Genomic DNA, 20,273 nt, shown 5'->3' on the forward strand with positions numbered 1-20,273 from the left:
ATGAAATATAATTTTGATGTAATAAATGATAGAAAAGGCACATATTGCACACAGTGGGATTATATACAGGATAGATTTGGGGAAAAAGATTTACTTCCTTTTTCTATATCTGATACAGACTTTATAATACCATATGAAGTTACAGATAAACTCAAAGAACTTCTTGAAAAACCTATATACGGTTACACTAGATGGAACCACGATGATTTTAAAGGAAGTATAGCAGGGTATTTCAAAAGAAGATTTAATACAGATGTAAAAAATGAATGGGTAATATATAGTCCAAGTGTTATGTATTCGGTATCTCTTCTTTTCAGACTTCTTTCTACAGAAGGAGATACAGTACTTACATTTAATCCTATGTATGATGCTTTTTTCAATGTTATCATGGAGAATGGGAGAAATCTTAAAAAAGTTGACTTAATTGAAAATGAAGGAAAGTTCAGTATAAATTTTGATGAGCTTGAGAGGGAATTAAAAAATTCTCAAATAATGCTTTTATGTTCTCCTCATAATCCAACTGGAAAAGTGTACACAGAAGAAGAATTATATAAAATAATAGAACTTTGTAAAAAATATAGTGTAAAGATAATATCAGATGAGATACATATGGATATGGTAATTGGAGATAGAAAACACAATCCGATAGTAAAGTGGATTAATGAATATGATAAGCTGTATCTTGTTTCATCAGGATCAAAAACTTTCAATTATCCATCTCTTATCTGTTCTTATGCAATAATACCGGATGTTGATATAAGAGAAGCTTTCGTAGCACATATGAGAAGAAAGGATTTTCTTAATTCGGTAAGTTTTATGGGAATGTATGCAACTATGACATCGTACAATAAATGTGATGATTATGTAGATACTCTTGTAGAATATATAAGAAATAATATGGAAATTGTAGAAAAATTTATAGAAGAAAATATACCTGAATTATCATTTAAAAAACCAGATGGAACATATCTTGCATGGATAGATTGTAGAAATCTTCCATATACAAGTGATGAGTTACAGGATGCTCTTATACATTGTGGAAAGGTCGGTATAATGAAAGGGGAAACATATGGTTCAGATAAATATTTGAGAATGAACTGTGGTTGTCCAAAAGAAAAACTGATAGATGGTCTTGAAAGATTGAAACGTAGTATAGAATATCTTAAAAATAATAAATAAAAAATACAAAAACAGGAGATTAAAAATCAATCTCCTGTTTTTGCATATATATAAAATAATGAATGGTAGGCTATGCTATCTGGAAAACTTCCATAAGTTCAGAGTTTCTTTCTTTAAGAGAAGAAGAATCTCCTTTTCTCATAGTTAAAGAATAACGTTTTCCATCGATATAGAAAACAACTATTTTTTCATTTCCGAAATTATATTCTCTATATCTATCAAAAGTAGTACTTCCAAGATCAAGAAGTTCTTTTGAACTTATGCTGTCGTAGTCAAGTTTATAACTCTTGTCAGCTTTGAATATAAGTCCAAGAGGAGTAGTAGCTTCACCCTCATTGAATATTTCCTGTCTTTCGCTAACCATATTCATCTGGTAATCGCTAAGTTTTACCGGAACGAAACTTCCGTCTTCAGATACATAAAGATTTCCAAGGGTATCCTGTGCAGCTACAGGAGTAACGTCAGCTTTTGGAACATCGATTATTTTATCAAAATGAACATACTGTCCTGAATTTTCTATATATCCTTCGTTTCTTATTTCAAGGAATCCATCTATTTTTCCAAGGCAGAAAGAAGCGATAGAATCTTTTACAAACTTATTATTAAAAGGAAGTAATGTAACAGTATCTTCGTTTTCATTTATAACTATAGCGTAATCTAATCCATAAAAATCTTCATTTTCCATTCTTAAAAAATTGTACTGAACAACTGTTCCGTTCAAATAAATCATCTCCTTAAAAGTTATTTGTTACTACGCTTATAATAATACCACATAAATAATAAATATGCTACAATAAATATAAAAATAACAATAAAAAATGTAACTTTTTTGTCTGAATAGGTAGTCAAAACATATTAAGAGCTATTAAACAACAAAAAAGTATACACTAATTAATCATAAATATTGATTAAATAATATTTGAAAATAATGACAAACTGGTCATATTATTGTAATTTGATAATGACATATGATATAATTAAGGGTATTTAATATTATTTTAATTGGAGGTATTCAGGTGAGTATGATACATAAATATTCTATGAACGGATATAACATAGTACTTGATGTAAATAGTGGATCTGTTCATGTTATAGATGAAGTTACATTTAAAGTACTTGATTATTATAAAGAGAGTACTTTAGAAGAAGCGATAAACTCTCTAAAAGGAGAATTCAGTGAAGAAGAAGTAAAAGAGGCTTGGAACGAAATATCAGAACTTGAAAAAGAGGGACTTCTATATACAGAAGACAATTATCAGTTCCATCCTGCGTTTGTACACAGAGAACCGGTTGTAAAGGCATTATGTCTTAATGTTGCACATGATTGTAACCTTAAATGTAAGTACTGCTTTGCAAAACAGGGAAATTTCGGAGGAAATCCAGAACTTATGAGTTTTGAGGTTGGAAAGAGAGCTTTAGACTTCCTTGTTACACATTCAGGAAACAGAAGAAATCTTGATATAGACTTCTTTGGTGGAGAACCGTTAATGGATTTTGAAGTTGTAAAACAGCTTGTAGAGTACGGTAGAAAAATAGAAAAAGACTACAATAAAAATATGAGATTTACAATAACAACAAATGGTATGTTGTTAAATGATGAGATAATAGATTATATAAATGAAAATATGCACAATGTCGTTTTAAGTCTTGATGGAAGAAAAGAAATAAATGACAACATGAGACCTACTATAAACGACAAGGGAAGTTACGATATAATAGTTCCTAAAATGCAGAAACTTGTAGAAAAAAGACCTAAGGATAAGTACTACTATGTAAGAGGAACATTTACAAGAGATAACCTTGATTTCTCAAAAGACATACTTCACTTTAGAGATTTAGGATTTGAGCTTACTTCAGTTGAGCCGGTTGTAGATGATGAATCAAATCCATTTGCGCTTAGAGAAGAAGATCTTCCAAAAATATTTGATGAATATGAAAAATTTGCTGCTGAGCTTGCTGAAAGACAGCTTAAGGGAGATAAGTTTAAATTCTTCCACTTTATAGTAGACCTTAATCAGGGACCATGTGTTATAAAGAGAATAACTGGTTGTGGAGCAGGTAACGAATATCTTTCTATAACACCAAACGGAGATATATATCCATGTCATCAGTTTGTTGGTCAGAAAGAGTATATAATGGGCAATATAATGGACGATGAGATACACTTCCCTGAGAAGCTTCAGGAGATGTTCAGAAATGCTCACGTATATAACAAAGAAGAATGTAAAACTTGCTGGAATAAATTCTACTGTTCAGGTGGATGCCACGCTAATGCATTAAACTTCAATGGAGATATAAATAAGCCATATCATCTTGGATGTGAGATGCAGAGAAAGCGTACAGAATGTGCAATAATGATACAGGCAAAACTTATGATGGAAGGCGAAGATAAATAATGATAAGAGATTTTGAAGGTATAAAACCTGAAATACATGAAAGTGTATATGTATCTGAATCAGCCGAAATAATAGGAAAAGTATCAATAGGAGAAAATTCAAGTGTATGGTATACAAGTGTAATCAGAGGAGACGATGAGTACATAAAAATAGGAAAAAATACCAATATACAGGATGGAACTGTAATACATGGAGAATTAAAAACAGAAATAGGCGACAATGTTACAATAGGACATAGAGCAATTGTACATGGAGCAAAAGTAGGAAACAATTCGCTTATTGGAATGGGTGCTATACTTCTTGATGGTGCAGAAATAGGAGAATTTTCAATAGTAGGAGCTGGAGCTCTTGTGACATCTGGCAAAAAGTTTCCAGATGGCATGCTTATAATAGGAAGTCCTGCAAAAGCTGTAAGAGAACTTACAGATGAAGAAAAAAAAGGACTTTTGAAAAGTGCCGACATGTATGTAGAGACAGCTGAAAAACATAAAAATATATAGTAATGTAAAAATGCCACATAAAGTCTGGTTATGCTTTATGTGGCATTTTTTTCTATCGGCTGTTATGATAAAGTATTATAATATAAATATATAATACAAAGAAATGGTGGTTTTTATGAGAATAAGTTATAGACACATAAAAAGATACAGAGAAATAGCACAGGTCATGATAAAATATGGCTTTAGTTTTATAATAGAAAGAATAAATAAGGATAATGGAAGCAAAGTGGATATAGACTCTACAGAGCCGGTGGACGATATAAAAAAGATGACTTCCGGAGAAAGATTGAGATATGCCCTTCAGGAATTGGGTCCAACATATGTGAAAATGGGCCAGATTCTCAGTACAAGAAGAGATCTTCTCGATAAGGATATGATAGAAGAGCTTGAAAAATTAAGGGATGATGTAAGTTTCTTTGAAACAGAAACGGCAATGAAGATAATAGAAGATGAGATAAAAATGCCGGTTGACGAAATATTTGAATCTATAAGCAGTGAACCGATAGCTGCAGCTTCGATAGGTCAGGTATATGAGGCAACACTTAAAACAGGCGAATCTGTCATTGTGAAGGTTCAGAGACCTGGTATAGAAAATACTATAAAATCGGATCTTGAAATATTGAAAAGAGTTTCGGATTCCGCCCAGGATGTTGTTGCGGATTATAATATAAATTTAAAAGATGTTATAGAGGAACTTTCTACACAGCTATTAAGAGAACTTGACTACAATTATGAAGCGATAAATGCTGTAAAAATGAAAAAGATGTTTCAATATAGTGAGCATGTATATATACCGGAAATATATATGGAGTATACGACAAAAAGAGTGCTCGTAATGGAAAAAATAAATGGAGTAAAAGTCAGCGATATAGAAACAATAAAAGAAAAAGGATGGGATCCTGTAAAAATAGCAGATATAGGTGTTAAATCATTTATTATGCAGGTTCTTACGCATGGTTTTTTCCATGCAGACCCACACCCGGGAAATATTTTTGTTATAGATAAAGAAAAAATAGCATATATAGATTTTGGAATGATAGGAATAATAGATAAAAAAACATTGAAGCATCTTAATCAGTTTGCAATTGCGTGTATAAATAAGGATGTAGATAGAATAGCATATGTACTTTATGAAATGGATTCCATAGATGAAAATACAGATATGGAAAGTTTCAGGCAGGAAATAATGTATATGATTCACTACTATTATGATGTTCCAATAGAAAAAATAAGCTTTGGAAGTATAATAGGAGAGGTATTTTCATTTTTTAGAAAATATAGAGTAAAAATGCCTTCACAGCTTGTTACACTTGCAAAAACGATAATAACACTTGAAGGAACAGGAAGGATGATTAATCCAGGATTTTCAGTAAAAGGTATAAGTAGGGAATTTGCAAAAAACTACTACAAGGAAAGTCTCAATCCTAAAAACATTGCAAAAGAGAAAAAACAGGAAGCTGAAGAGATGTTTCACGACTTTAAAAGCATGCCGAAGCAGATAAAGGGTGTGCTTAGAGTTCTTGAAAAAAACAATCTTAAAATAACCATAGAAGATGTAAAGATGAGAAGAATAGAAGATTGTCTGAAGGAAATGACTACACAAATGTCTATGTCACTGGTTCTTGCAGCTCTTATAGTAGGTTCGTCTCTTATAATAGCATCTCCAAACCTTGAGAGCAGTCGGACTATAAAAATAATGTCGTTTTTTGGATTTTTCACATCATTTATTGTGGGTATACTTCTTGTAATAGATATAATAAGAACGAGAATAAGTAAAAAATAGATACTTAATAAATAGACAGGAGGAAGATAAGTGAAGAAATGGACACTTTTGCATAAAGGAAATATAGAAGAATCAGAAAAAAAATCTGTATCAAAAGAAGTTTATCAGATACTTAAAAACAGAGGAATAACGGATGATGAAGATATAGAAATATTCACAAACCCATCTCTTGAGTATTTAAGAGATCCTTTTATCATGAAAGATATGAAAAAAGCAGTAAATCGTATAGAAAAAGCTGTGGAAAATAGGGAAAGAATATGGATATATGGTGATTATGATGTGGACGGGGTATCATCGACTTCTATATTTATAATATATTTCAGGTCTATAGGATACGATGTAAGATACTATATTCCAAATAGGCTTGAAGAAGGTTATGGTATAAACAAAGAAGCTATAGATTATATTGAATCAGAAGGTGCAGATCTTATAATAAGTGTAGACTGTGGTATAACTTCTGTGGAGGAGGCAAAATACTGCAGAGAGAAAAAGATAGACCTTATAATAACAGATCACCACGAGTGTCAGAGCGAAATACCGGATGCATATGCTGTTATAAATCCGAAACAGGAGGATTGCGATTATCCTTTTGATATGTTGTGTGGATGTGGAGTGGCATTCAAAATAATACAGGCACTTACTCCGCCGGAGATTTTCAGGGATACTGTGTATGATTATATTGAAATAGCGACAATGGCGACAATATGCGATGTGGTTCCGCTGGTGGATGAGAATAGAATAATAGTGAAAAATGGACTTAAAAGTATTAAAAACTGCAGAAATGTAGGGCTTGATGCACTTATAGATGTATGTGGTGTTGACAAGGAAAAAATAGGTTCATCTCATATAGGATTCAGTATAGGACCAAGAATAAATGCATCTGGAAGACTTGGTTTTTCAGGTCTTGGAGTAGAACTTTTTACAGAAACAGATAGAGAGAAAGCTATAAAAAAAGCGATGCAGCTTGATGCTAAAAATGATGAAAGACAGATCATAGAATCAAAGATATACCACGATGCCGAGGAGGAAATAAAAAGAAATCCATCATATCTGGATGATAGAGTTCTTGTAATTGCTCATGAAGGATGGCAGCATGGTGTAATAGGAATTGTGGCATCGAAACTTACAGAAAAATACTATAAGCCGACAATTCTTTTATGTATAGAAGATGGAGAGGCTACTGGTTCAGCAAGATCTATAAAAGGTTTCAGTATATTTGATGCACTTATGAACTCATCGGAACTTCTTAATAAATTCGGTGGACATGAACAGGCTGCAGGCCTTAGCCTTTCGGTTGAAAATATTGACGAGCTTAGAAAAAAAATAAATAGTTTTGCTGATTATAATCTATCTGAAGAGGATATGATAGAAGAAATAAAGGCTGAATTTGAAATATGTGAAGAATCGGCAAACTTTAAACTTATAGAAGAACTTCATATGCTAGAACCTTTTGGGGTAAGTAATCCTACGCCGAGATTTATGCTGAGAGATTGTCTTGTAAATGAAATCAGATATATGGGCAAAAATAGACAGCACATAAAAATAATAATAGAAAAAAACAACAGATTTGAATGTATAGGATTTAATGCTGCACATCTTGCAGATGGAATAACAATTGGTGACAGAGTAGATATTATTTTCCAGCTTGATGAGAATACATACATGGGAAACAGAAAGGTTCAATTCATAATAAAGGATATAAGACTTGCATATCCATCATCAGTATCGTCAAATATTGAAGCTGTTAATCTTATGATGAACATTATACCTAAAGACAATAAGAACTTATATATAAATAGAAATTATGATATCAGAATTTCAAAGGAAGATGTATCTGGAAATATAGAAGAGAATATACTCAGTCTATTTAATAAGAATACACTTGTTATAGCAAATACAATAAATGGATATTTTAGAGCAAAATCTGATATTTCAATAATCAATGAAGATTATTCTGTATATTTTAACTGCCTGAATACTGAAAAAACAGAAGATGAAATACATCTTATATTTGCTCCAAATATTGATAAAATCGATATAAAAAGATATAATAATATTATTCTTTATGATTATCTTTATAATGAGGGTGATTACGCGGATTTATATTCAAAAAAATCAGAGAAATGCAGAATTATAAAAAATTACAGCGAGCTTGACCTGGTATATCTTAAAAATATAATTGATAATATTGTACCAGATAGAGATGAATTTGTAGTGGTATACAGATATGTATATAAAATGAAATCTCTAAGCATAAGGCTTGATGACATAAAGGCTGTTTTCAGAATGACTCCATTAAAAGTTATTGCGGCATTGAGAGTATTTGCAGAACTTGGACTTGTCGATTTTGAAATGAGCTGCGACAGTAAATTCATAAAAGCAGTTTCAAGGCCTAAACCTGATACAAAACTCGATTTGAATAAAAGCGAGATCCTGACAAATCTAAAGATGCTTAGACGGGATTCATACGAATTTTATAAATTTTAAAAGGAGGCCTTATTATGGATTTAAAAGAAAAAATAAGAAACGTACAGGACTTTCCAAAGCCTGGAATAGGATTTAAGGATATAACAACTCTTCTTAAAGACAAGGACGCTTTCAAAGAAATGGTTGACATTATGGCAGATAACCTTAAAGATCTTGATGTAGATGTTATAGTAGGACCTGAAGCAAGAGGATTTCTTACAGGTGCTCCAGTAGCATACGCAGTAGGAGCAGGATTTGTTCCTATAAGAAAGCCTGGAAAACTTCCTGCAGAAACAGAAAGCTATGAATATGAACTTGAATACGGAACAGACAAGATAGAAATACATAAAGATGCGATTGAAAAGGGACAAAAAGTAGCAATAATAGACGACCTTCTTGCAACAGGAGGTACTATGGAGGCTGCAGTAAAACTTATTGAAAAACTTGGCGGTGAAGTTGTTTCAATACAGTTCCTTATAGAGCTTGAATTCCTTAATGGAAGAGAAAAATTTGACGGATATAATGTGGAATCAATTATAAAATATTAATACTAGGTAAGGGTATTAATATTATACAGATTTAAATGATAGAATAAGGTGGTTTTATGCACGATAAAGGGTTACATGAGAATGAAAAGATAAAGGAATTTAATAGGAATGAAAAAGTAAAGGAAATCTTTGCCGATGACAGCGCGGAATCGGATGCAGACTTAATAAATATACTCGAAAAAGTAAAATCATATGCACCAAACAGCGATCTTGATATGATTGTAAAGGCATATAAACTTGCAAAATACGCTCACGAAGGACAGTTCAGAAAATCAGGCGAACCTTATTTTATACATCCTATAGCTGTTGCAAATATACTTTGTGACATGCAGCTTGATATAGAAACTATAGCAGGCGGACTTCTTCACGATGTAGTTGAAGATACAGAATTTACATATGAAGATATAAAAAGAATATTCAACAAGGAAGTTGCAGACCTTGTAGATGGAGTTACAAAACTTGGTAAAATAAAATACCGTTCAAAAGAGGAAACCCAGTCAGAAAATCTTAGAAAGATGTTTCTTGCTATGGCAAAGGATATAAGGGTTATACTTATAAAACTTGCGGACAGACTTCACAACATGAGGACTCTTAACTATATGGATCCGGAAAAAGCAAAATACAAGGCTACGGAGACTCTTGAAATATATGGCGGAATAGCTCATAGACTTGGTATATCAAAAATTAAATGGGAACTTGAAGATCTTGCTCTAAGATATATAGACCATGATGGATACTATGAACTTGTAGAAAAAGTTTCTATGAAGAGAAGTCAGAGAGAGGCTTATATAGATAAGATAGTAACATGTCTTAAAGAAAAATTTGATGAAATGGATATACCATGCGATGTATATGGAAGACCAAAGCATTTCTATAGTATATATAGAAAAATGAAGAAAAAACACAAGACCTTTGAGGAAATATTTGACCTTACAGCTGTAAGGATACTTGTGGATACAGTTAAGGATTGTTATGCAGTGCTTGGTGTGGTTCATACATTATGGAAACCAATCCCTGGAAGATTCAAAGATTATATAGCAATGCCTAAACCTAATATGTATCAGTCTCTTCATACAACAGTTGTAGGACCTGATGGAGAAGCTGTTGAAATACAGATAAGAACTCATGAAATGCACAATATAGCTGAATATGGTATAGCAGCGCACTGGAAATATAAAGAAGGAATCTCAAACTCAAAAGAAGACAAAATAGAGGAGAAACTTCAGTGGCTTAGACAGATGATGGAATGGGAGCGGGACCTTAAAGATCCTCACGAATTTATGGATGCCCTTAAGGAGGATGTATTTTCAAGCCAGGTTTATGTATTTACACCTCAGGGCGATGTAATAGAGCTTCCAGCTGGATCATCTCCAATAGATTTTGCATACAGAGTACATACCAATATAGGTAATAAATGTGTCGGTGCAAAAGTCGATGGAAGGATGGTTCCTCTTGACTACAGACTTCAGAATGGTAACATAGTTGAAGTTCTGACTGCATCAAACTCTCCAGGACCTAGCAGAGACTGGCTTAATATAGTAAAAACTCCTAATGCAAAGAGTAGAATAAGACAGTTCTTTAAAAAGGAAAGAAGAGAAGAAAATATAGAAAGAGGAAATGCAATTCTTGAAAAAGAATTTAAAAAACACGGTATACCTACAACAAAGGATCCTATTGTAGACAAAAATATGCTTATAATAGCCAAGAAATTCAATCAGCCTAATATAGAAGACCTTGTAGCGACTGTAGGATATGGTGGAATAATGGCATCTCAGGTTGTTACTAAGCTTAAAGAACTTTATACAAGAGAAATAAGACAGGCTATGAAAGAGAAGAAAGCCAGTCTTCCTGAAGATATCGAAAAGCACAATATAAGTGATACAGAATACAGCAAAAAGAGAAAGAAAGTTCCTTCAAAAGGAGTAATTGTCGAAGGACTTGATAATATACTTGTAAGATTTGCTAAATGCTGTAATCCGCTTCCTGGAGATGATATAGTGGGATATATAACAAAAGGAAGAGGAGTCGCTGTTCATAGAGCAGACTGTGTAAATGTACATAATACAAATGATGAATTCTTCAAAAAAAGAATGATAAAAGTATCCTGGGCAAACAGTGACAATCAGGATGAAACATTTGAGGCAGAAGTTCAGATAAAGGCTGTAGATAGAAGAGGTATAGTAAACGAAATAACTCATATAGTTGCAAATGAAAAGCTTAGTCTGAATGGAATAAATGCAAGAAAAGGAAAAGACTCTGAAGTTACAATAAATCTGCTTATAGAAGTAGGTGGTACAGAGCAGCTTAACTACATAATGAAAAAAATAAAAGCTGTTCCAGGAGTTGAAAGTATATACAGAATGAGCAATTAATTACATCGATAGGAGGAGACTATGAGAGCTGTTGTTCAGAGAGTATCCCATGCAAAAGTCACTGTAGATGGAAATGTAACAGGACAGATAGAAAAAGGACTTCTTGTTCTTATAGGAGTAACTCATGGGGATACTTCAAAAGATGTTGATTATATAGTAGATAAGACAATAAATCTTAGAATATTCGAAGATGATAATGGAAAGATGAATCTTTCGCTTAAAGATATAGGAGGAGAGCTGCTTGCGGTATCTCAGTTTACACTTTATGGAGACTGCAGAAAGGGAAGAAGACCAGGATTTACCGATGCTGCAGATCCAAAGGAAGCGAATAGACTTTATCTTGAGTTTATAGAAAAAGCAAGAAAAAATGATGTGCATACAGAAACAGGAATATTTGGGGCAGATATGAAAGTTGAGCTTCTGAATGATGGACCTGTTACTATGCTTCTTGAATCAGACAAATCTTTTTAGGAGGATATATCTATGGAATTAAAGAGAATCAATGATTTTTATACATCTACAAATGTTTATATAATATCAGATGAAGATACAAAGCAGGCTGCTGTTGTCGATCCAGGTGGCAGTCCTGATGAAGTAATAGAATATCTTAAAGAAGAGGGACTTGATTTAAGATACATAATACTTACTCACGGTCATGCAGATCATATAGGATATGTAAAAAATATAAAAGAATATAAGGATGTTCCTATAGTTGCTCATAAAGATGAGAAGGATATGCTTAATGATGCATCAAAAAATCTCAGCGATAGAATGAGATGTGGAAAAACAGAATTTGATGCGGATATATATGTTGATGACAAGGATAAACTTGAGCTTGGAAATACAAAATTATCTTTTATACATACTCCTGGGCATACAGAGGGAGGAATGTGTATAAGAGTTGAAAATAGTCTTATAACAGGAGATACTCTTTTCAGAGGTAGTATGGGAAGATGTGATCTTTATGGTGGAGACGAAAATAAAATGAAAAAGTCTCTTAAAAAAATAAAAAAATATGAAAATGAGCTTGCAGTATATCCTGGTCATGGAGATGCTTCAACTCTTGGACATGAAAAGGAAACAAATCCTTATCTTTCTTCAAAATATATAGGAAACTAGAATAACCACTATAGGGATTTTTCCCTATAGTGAAGTTTTGTTAAGGAGAAAAGGATGATAAAGGTTATTTTAGAAGGTCATGATTATGAATATGAAGTATCAGAACTTATAAAACTTTTTACATCTGATTTTGAATATACTTCAGAAGATGAAAATAGTGACGATACATTAATAAAAAATAGAGTATTTATTGAAAATAAAAACATAATATCAGAGACAAGTGTGTATTCAAATGGAGATACGAAAGAGTATACTCAGTCAAAAGAAATTTATAAAGTATATGATAAATCTTATATGGAGCTTATAGGAGAACTTGAAGAAAAGAACGATAGAGAACATCTGCTTGAAATAAAAAAATCAGCAAAATGGGCGATAAAGAAAAGTCTTTTTCAGGCACTTAAAGGTTTAATGCCGGAAAGTTATGTCCCATGGGGAGATCTTACAGGAATAAAACCTGTAAAAATTGTTCATAACCTTATGAGCGATGGTATGACTGACGAAGAAATACTTGAGTATCTCAAAGAAGAACATTTTATAACTGATGAAAAGGCAAGTCTTGCACTTGAAATAGCAAATAGGGAGAGAAGTTTTATATATCCGACAGACTCAGGAAAAATTTCTCTATATGTGAGTATCCCGTTTTGCCCTACAAGATGTTATTACTGCTCATTCCCTTCAAATTCTACAGAGAAATACGGAAATCTTAGAAGAAAATACGTGGAAAGACTTCTTGATGAAGCCAGAGGGACTGCTGAGATAATAAATAATAAAAAATGGGAGATAGAGACGTTCTATATAGGTGGGGGAACTCCAACAGCACTTGAGGCTGAAGATATAGACTATATGATTGAAAATCTGAAAAAGATATTCAATCTTGAAAATATAAAGGAATTTACTGTTGAAGCAGGAAGACCGGATACAATAACAGAAGAAAAACTTCTTGTTCTAAAAAAACACGGTGTAGACAGAATAAGTATAAATCCTCAGACTATGAACGATTCCACACTTGAAAAAATAGGAAGAAGACATAGTGTAGAAGACATAAAAGAGTGTTTTAAGATGGCTAGAAGACTGGGATTTGACAACATAAATATGGATATAATCCTCGGACTTGTAGATGAGGATGTTGAAATGGTAAAAAATACTCTTGAAGAGATAAAAAAACTTTCTCCAGAGAGTTTAACAGTGCATACACTTGCCATAAAAAGAGCATCAAGACTTAATATGGATATGGATGCTTATAAGGATACCCTTACCAAATATCAGGAAATGATAAAAATGATAGACATATCTATGAAATACGCAAGAGATATGAAAATGAATCCGTACTACATGTATAGACAGAAAATGATGCTTGGAAACCTTGAAAATGTAGGATATGCAAAAGAGGGTTACGAGTGTATATACAATATGCAGATGATGGAGGAAAAACAGACTAATATAGCTATAGGAGCCGGTGCTATATCGAAGTTTGTATATCTTGATGAAAACAGAATAGAGAGAGTAGACGATGTAAAAAATATTGAAATATATCTCGAAAGAGTAGAGGATATGATAGATAAGAAAAAAAGGGAGGTAGAAAAGAATGCTTACTAAAGCACCAAGAGGAACAAAGGATATAACTCCTAAAGAATCATACAAATGGAATTATCTTGAAAATAAATTCAGAGAAATATGTGCCCTTTATGGATACAGAGAAATGAGAACACCTATATTTGAACACACAGAACTTTTCAAAAGAGGTGTTGGTGATACAACTGATATAGTTCAGAAGGAAATGTATTCATTTACAGACAAGGGAGATAGAGATATAACTCTTAAGCCAGAGGGAACAGCAGGAGCAGTTAGAGCATTTATAGAAAATAAACTGTATGCTGATACTCAGCCGACAAAACTTTTCTATATAACTCCATGTTTCAGATATGAAAGACCACAGGCGGGAAGACAGAGACAGTTCCATCAGTTTGGGATAGAGGCGCTTGGAAGTGACAGCCCTTCTATGGACGCTGAAGCTATATCACTTGCAATGCAGTTTTTCAGAGAACTTGGTCTGAAAGATCTTAAAGTAAGTATAAACTCTGTAGGATGTCCTGTATGTAGACGGGAATACAACAAAAAGCTTAGAGAGTATCTTGATTCTAAGTCAGAAGTTCTTTGCGATATGTGTAATGAAAGAAAAGAAAAAAATCCAATGAGAGTAATAGACTGCAAGAATCCTAACTGTAAAGAAGCTATAAAGGATATACCTTATATGGCGGATAATCTTTGCGATGACTGCAAGGCTCATTTTGAGGAATTAAAAGTATATCTTGATGAAATGCAGATACCATACGAAGTTGACAAGACTATAGTAAGAGGTCTTGACTACTACAAAAAGACAGCATTCGAGATAATAGCTGAAAACATAGGAGCTCAGAGTACTGTATGTGGTGGAGGAAGATACGATGGTCTTGTTGAGGATCTTGGTGGACCAAAAGGAACCAGTGGAATAGGATTTGCACTTGGAGTTGAAAGACTTCTTCTTACACTTGAAGATGCAGGTATAGAGATAAAAGATGAGACTTCAACAGATATATTCATAGTTACTATAGGGGACAAGGCTAAAGTTAAGAGCTTCAGTTTACTTAAAGAGCTTAGAGATGAGCATATAAGCGCTGATAAAGATCATCTTTCAAGAAGTGTAAAGGCTCAGTTCAAATACTCTGACAAGATAAATGCAAGATTTACAATAGTAATCGGAGATGATGAAATAGACAACAATGAGGCAACTCTTAAGGATATGAAGACTTCAGAGCAGCACGCAGTTAAACTTGATGAACTTGTAAAAGAGATAAGAGAAAGATTATAATGATACTCGGGAACAGTTACAACACTGTTCCTTTTTTTATGTGTATATTGATGCTACAATTATACAAACAAAAATTTATCCAGAGAGGTGAAGTTATGCTAAAACGTTTCACAGAAGTAGAAGGAAAATATATAGAAAAAATAATAGGACAGGAAAGATATGCATTTTCAACATCAGACTATGTTGAATTCTATGAAATGCTTGAGATGGCAAATAGAGGTGGATACCAGGGGAATGTTATAAAGTTCTTTGATTTTGAAACTGGTAATGTATATACACCTTTTGAAAAAAAGAGAAATATAATATACGGAAATCCGGTATATACAGATGGATATTATTATTTTCTTCAGGGTGATTATGATAAAGGAGTACTAACGCTGTATAGATATATACCGGGTGAAATACTAGAGAAAGAAACAGAGCTGAATATAGACGATGTAAACTTATATAACTTACATATTATGGGAACTAAAGTTTATGTCATAAGTAACAGTGAAAAGTTTGAATGTTATTATCCTGAGAAGATATCTTTTTCTGTTGGAGATAATGAATCAGCCATGTTTATAGAGGATGACAAGATATATTTTGAAAAGTGGATTGAAGAAGGATATGATGATGAAAATAATTGTATTACAGACGACTATAACTTTTATCATGTAGTGGTTGTCAGAGATTTTTATGGAAATGTTATTTCAGAAGAGGTTGGAAATCTTTACCAATCTCAGGATGGAAACTGGTGGATATCATAATAGGTTATAGATATTGCACAATAAACGTGCGAAACAGCAATATATAAGTGATAGAATACCTATATATAAAACAGTATAATAATATATATAGGAGGGATGGATATGAATCTTGGAGCAAATCTTTCAGATGCCAGAAGGAAAAAAGGTCTATCACAGGAGCAGGTTGCAGAAAAACTGGGGGTAAGCAGGCAGACGATATCGAAATGGGAGACAGATGAAACTCTTCCGGATATAAAACAGGCAAAGAGATTATCTTCCATATATGGACTAACACTTGATGAGCTTATTGAATTTGATGTAGATATAAAAGAAATTGAAGAATCTATAGAAAAATTATCCGAAGAAAAAAGCAAAAAAGTGGATTGGACGAAAATGTGGGGTAAAAAATATCCTGTTCTTGTTACATATCAGGATATAGTTGATACAACTGAATACAAAAAAGTGATACAGGAACAGCTTGATAAACTAAAAAAAGATTATGGATATAATGATCTTGACGCAATGCTTGTATTTAAAGATATACTATCAAAAGTATGGAATAAAAAAATAATTATGAAATAAAAATAATGGAGCAGTTTTATTTTCTGCTCCATTATTTTTATATTATTCAAGTTCAAATGCACCTGTATAAAGTCTGTAGTATACGCCCTTCTGTTTTATAAGTTCATCATGAGGACCTCTTTCTATAATTCTACCCTGATCAAGAACCATAATCTCATCAGAGTTTCTAACAGTAGAAAGTCTGTGGGCTATTACAAATACGGTTCTTCCCTTCATAAGGTTGTCCATACCTTTCTGAACTATAGATTCAGTTCTTGTATCTATAGAAGAAGTGGCTTCATCCAGAATCATAACAGGTGGATCGGCAACTGCAGCACGAGCTATTGATATAAGCTGTCTCTGTCCCTGAGAAAGTCCTGAGGCATTATGAGTAAGAACTGTATCATATCCATCTGGAAGTGATTTTATAAAGCTGTGAGCATTTGTAAGTTTTGCTGCAGCGATACATTCCTCATCAGTTGCATCAAGTCTTCCGTATCTTATGTTTTCCATTATAGTACCTGTAAATAGATTGACATCCTGAAGAACAACTCCGAGTGAACGTCTAAGATCAGGTTTCTTGATTTTATTTATGTTTATACCGTCGTATCTTATTTTACCGTCGGCAATATCGTAGAATCTGTTTACTAGGTTTGTTATAGTAGTTTTACCAGCTCCCGTAGCACCGACAAAAGCTATTTTTTCACCTGCTGTGGCACCTAGCTCTATATTATGAAGAACTATTTTTTCATCTGTATATCCAAAATCAACGTCTCTGAATTCTATATTTCCTTTTAGAGGTTCGTATGTTAGAGTTCCATCGTGATGAGGATGTTTCCATGCCCAGATTCCATTCTTGTCATTAGTTTCAATTGTTTTTCCGTCAGTTCTATCCTCAATTCTTACAAGAGTTACATATCCGTTGTCTTCTTCTATTTCCTCATCTATAAGCTCAAATATACGCTCTGCACCAGCAAGTGCCATTGCCATCATACTACTCTGCTGTGCTATCTGAGATATAGGCATACAGAAAGTTTTAGAAAGATTAAGGAATGCAATTATCATACCTACAGTGATAGAACCAATTCCATTTAGTGCAAGGTATCCACCAGCAGCTGCTATAAGTACATACTGAAGGTTACCAAGCTGCATCATTGCAGGCATAAGTATGTTTGCAAATTTATTGGCATTTGAAGCATCGTCGCATAACTCATCGTTTTTAATATCAAATCCCTCTTTTGATTCTTCTTCATGGCAGAATACTTTTATTACTTTCTGTCCATTGATCATTTCTTCTATATATCCGGTAACATCACCTATTGATTTCTGTTGCTTTATGAAATATTTTGCACTTGATCCACCTATATATCTGGCACAGAATACCATAACAATAGTAACTGCAATAACTATTAAAGTAAGCGGAATACTATTTACAACCATTGCGATGAATATAACCACAACAGATACAACTGCTGATACAAGCTGAGGAAGAGCCTGTGATATAAACTGTCTAAGTGTATCAGTATCGTTTGTATAGTGACTCATTATATCTCCATGAGTATGAGTATCGAAATATCTTATAGGAAGTTTCTGCATGTGTTCAAACATATCATCCCTTATTTCCTTAAGAGTACCCTGAGATATTCTAACCATCATTCTATTGTATATAAGTGTTGAAATTGCTCCTACTGCGTAGATACACGCTATAAGAAAAATCATTCTTAAAAGGCCATCAAAAGACGGATTTATTTCGGTAAGCATAGGAGTTATATAATCATCTATAAGAATCTGAAGAAAAAGAGAACTTGCAACAGTAGCTCCTGTACTTAAAAGTATACATATACATACTGCGGCAAAAGGTCCTTTATGTCTTCCAACTACATATGAAAGAAGTCTTTTTACAGTCCGAAAAATATTTAATTTTTTTCTTTTCATTATTTGTCATCTCCTTTCGTCTGTGATTCATATATTTCTCTGTATATATCATTTGATGAAAGAAGTTCATCGTGAGTACCGATTCCATTTATGTGTCCTTCATCCATTACTATTATCATATCTGCATCTTCAACAGAAGATATACGCTGTGCAATTATAATTTTTGTAGTATCAGGGATTTCCTCTCTGAAAGCTTTTCTTATAAGTGCATCTGTTTTTGTATCGACTGCACTTGTAGAGTCATCTAATATAAGTATTTTAGGTTTTTTTAGAAGAGCTCTTGCAATACAAAGTCTCTGTTTCTGTCCACCTGATACGTTTGTACCACCCTGTTCAATATATGTATCGTATTTATCAGGGAAAGTTTCAATGAAAGAATCAGCCTGAGCAAGACGACATGCGTGAATAAGTTCTTCATCTGAGGCATTTTTATTACCCCATCTAAGGTTTTCTTTTATAGTTCCTGAGAATAACTCATTTTTCTGAAGAACCATTGCGACCTCATTTCTAAGTGTGAAAAGATCATATTCTTTTACATTTTTTCCTGCTATATTAATTTCACCCTCTGTAGCATCAAAAAGTCTTGGGATAAGCTGAACAAGTGAAGATTTACCGCTGCCAGTACCACCGATTATACCTACAGTAGAACCACTCTTTACATTGAAAGATATATTTTTAAGACATTCTTTTTCTACATCATCGACATAACTGAATGAAACATTCTTAAATTCAATATCTCCGTTTTCTACATTGAATATAGGAGAATCGCAGTTTTTAAGAGTAACTTCCTCGTCAAATATTTCAACAATTCTTTCTGCAGATGATCTGGCTATATTTATAAGAACAAGAACCATTGATAACATCATAAGGCAACTAAGTATACTTACTGTGTACGACATCATACTTGAAAGCTCACCTGTAGTCATAGTAGTTGAACCACTCTGAACTATCATCTTTGCACCAAACCATGAAATCAGAACCATACAAAGATAAACACAGAACTGCATAAGAGGCATATTGTATGAAACAAGGAACTCAGCCTTTGTGAAAGTGTTGAATATTCTTTCTGAAACATTGCTGAATTTCTTAACCTCGAAATCTTCTCTTACGAATGATTTGACAACTCTTATACCAGTCAGGTTTTCCTGAACTACAGAGTTAAGATCGTCGTATATTTTAAATACTTTTTCAAAATAAGGGAAAGCTTTACTTATTATAGTGTAAAGTCCTATACCGAGAATCGGTACAGCGATAAGATAAACAAGAGATAGTTTTGCATTTACACTAAAAGCTGCAACCAGTGAGAATATAAGCATAAGTGGTGCACGAACGGCAACCCTTATGATCATCATATAAGCTGTCTGAACGTTTGTTACATCTGTTGTAAGTCTTGTAACAAGACCTGGAGCAGAGAATCTATCTATATTTGCAAAAGAGAAGCTCTGTATTTTGTAGTACATATCCTTTCTTAGATTTTTTGCAAATCCTGCAGAAGCATCTGCACAGAATCCACCGGAAAGAACACCGAAAATCATACCGAATACAACACACAATATAAGTATTGTACCGTATTTTACAACAACATCCTTGTTACCGGCAGATATACCGTTATCTATCATTGAGGCCATAAGCAGTGGAATAAGTATTTCCAGAATTACCTCAAGAGTAACGAAAAACGGTGCAAGAAGTGATGCTTTTTTGTATTCTCTGACTGAACCTAATAATTTCTTTATCATCATTTTTCCTCCTCAAATATAATTAAATTTCATATTTAATATCATTAAAAATATATTAATGATTAATCTAATATTAAAAGTTTATCATTAAATTAAATCAAA

At 33.0% G+C, this 20,273-nt stretch carries 16 protein-coding genes; 13 read left to right on the forward strand and 3 right to left on the reverse strand.

Going from position 1 to position 20,273, the window contains the following annotated elements:
* Positions 1–1,179 (forward strand): MalY/PatB family protein, encoded by a 1,179-nt coding sequence (locus EXD82_RS00180; protein ID WP_142534899.1) that lies wholly within the window; start codon positions 1–3, stop codon positions 1,177–1,179.
* 70 nt (positions 1,180–1,249) lie between these two features.
* Here EXD82_RS00180 and EXD82_RS00185 read toward each other — a convergent pair whose 3' ends face one another.
* Positions 1,250–1,900 carry a hypothetical protein gene (locus EXD82_RS00185; RefSeq protein ID WP_142534900.1) on the reverse strand — a complete coding sequence of 217 codons (651 nt, stop codon included), beginning with the start codon at positions 1,898–1,900 and terminating at the stop codon, positions 1,250–1,252.
* A gap of 295 nt (positions 1,901–2,195) precedes the next feature.
* On the opposite strand from EXD82_RS00185, the gene scfB reads away from it, so the two are divergent.
* From scfB to EXD82_RS00245, 12 genes are all read left to right on the forward strand, one after another.
* Positions 2,196–3,575, forward strand: coding sequence for a thioether cross-link-forming SCIFF peptide maturase (scfB, locus tag EXD82_RS00190; RefSeq protein ID WP_142534901.1), 1,380 nt, complete (start codon positions 2,196–2,198; stop codon positions 3,573–3,575).
* Positions 3,575–4,075, forward strand: coding sequence for a gamma carbonic anhydrase family protein (locus tag EXD82_RS00195; protein WP_142534902.1), 501 nt, complete (start codon positions 3,575–3,577; stop codon positions 4,073–4,075). Before scfB ends, EXD82_RS00195 begins: the two co-directional genes overlap by 1 nt.
* 115 nt (positions 4,076–4,190) lie before the next feature.
* A complete protein-coding gene (locus tag EXD82_RS00200; protein WP_142534903.1) occupies positions 4,191–5,858 on the forward strand; it encodes an ABC1 kinase family protein in 1,668 nt (555 codons plus the stop codon).
* A gap of 30 nt (positions 5,859–5,888) precedes the next feature.
* On the forward strand, positions 5,889–8,345 hold the full coding sequence (gene recJ, locus EXD82_RS00205; protein WP_142534904.1) for a single-stranded-DNA-specific exonuclease RecJ: 2,457 nt from the start codon (positions 5,889–5,891) through the stop codon (positions 8,343–8,345).
* Between the two features lie 14 nt (positions 8,346–8,359).
* Entirely contained in the window at positions 8,360–8,872 is a 513-nt protein-coding gene (locus EXD82_RS00210; RefSeq protein ID WP_142534905.1) for an adenine phosphoribosyltransferase, read from the forward strand.
* A gap of 56 nt (positions 8,873–8,928) precedes the next feature.
* Positions 8,929–11,244 (forward strand): RelA/SpoT family protein, encoded by a 2,316-nt coding sequence (locus EXD82_RS00215; RefSeq protein ID WP_142534906.1) that lies wholly within the window; start codon positions 8,929–8,931, stop codon positions 11,242–11,244.
* 21 nt (positions 11,245–11,265) lie between these two features.
* The gene (gene dtd / locus EXD82_RS00220) at positions 11,266–11,715 is read left to right on the forward strand and encodes a D-aminoacyl-tRNA deacylase (RefSeq protein ID WP_142534907.1); all 450 of its coding nucleotides are present in this window, start codon (positions 11,266–11,268) and stop codon (positions 11,713–11,715) included.
* A 12-nt stretch (positions 11,716–11,727) separates the two neighbouring features.
* Entirely contained in the window at positions 11,728–12,363 is a 636-nt protein-coding gene (locus tag EXD82_RS00225) for an MBL fold metallo-hydrolase (RefSeq protein WP_142534908.1), read from the forward strand.
* 54 nt (positions 12,364–12,417) lie between these two features.
* The gene (hemZ, locus tag EXD82_RS00230) at positions 12,418–13,959 is read left to right on the forward strand and encodes a coproporphyrinogen dehydrogenase HemZ (protein ID WP_142534909.1); all 1,542 of its coding nucleotides are present in this window, start codon (positions 12,418–12,420) and stop codon (positions 13,957–13,959) included.
* Entirely contained in the window at positions 13,949–15,211 is a 1,263-nt protein-coding gene (gene hisS / locus EXD82_RS00235; RefSeq protein ID WP_142534910.1) for a histidine--tRNA ligase, read from the forward strand. Before hemZ ends, hisS begins: the two co-directional genes overlap by 11 nt.
* A 95-nt stretch (positions 15,212–15,306) precedes the next feature.
* Positions 15,307–15,960 carry a hypothetical protein gene (locus EXD82_RS00240; RefSeq protein WP_142534911.1) on the forward strand — a complete coding sequence of 218 codons (654 nt, stop codon included), beginning with the start codon at positions 15,307–15,309 and terminating at the stop codon, positions 15,958–15,960.
* Between the two features lie 102 nt (positions 15,961–16,062).
* Positions 16,063–16,521, forward strand: coding sequence for a helix-turn-helix transcriptional regulator (locus EXD82_RS00245; RefSeq protein ID WP_142534912.1), 459 nt, complete (start codon positions 16,063–16,065; stop codon positions 16,519–16,521).
* A gap of 42 nt (positions 16,522–16,563) precedes the next feature.
* Here EXD82_RS00245 and EXD82_RS00250 read toward each other — a convergent pair whose 3' ends face one another.
* Positions 16,564–18,435 (reverse strand): ABC transporter ATP-binding protein, encoded by a 1,872-nt coding sequence (locus tag EXD82_RS00250; protein ID WP_142534913.1) that lies wholly within the window; start codon positions 18,433–18,435, stop codon positions 16,564–16,566.
* Positions 18,435–20,171, reverse strand: coding sequence for an ABC transporter ATP-binding protein (locus EXD82_RS00255; protein ID WP_142534914.1), 1,737 nt, complete (start codon positions 20,169–20,171; stop codon positions 18,435–18,437). Before EXD82_RS00255 ends, EXD82_RS00250 begins: the two co-directional genes overlap by 1 nt.
* Positions 20,172–20,273: the final 102 nt, after the last annotated feature.

This window comes from Peptacetobacter hominis, assembly GCF_006861675.1.
Taxonomy (GTDB): Bacteria; Bacillota; Clostridia; order Peptostreptococcales; family Peptostreptococcaceae; genus Peptacetobacter; species Peptacetobacter hominis.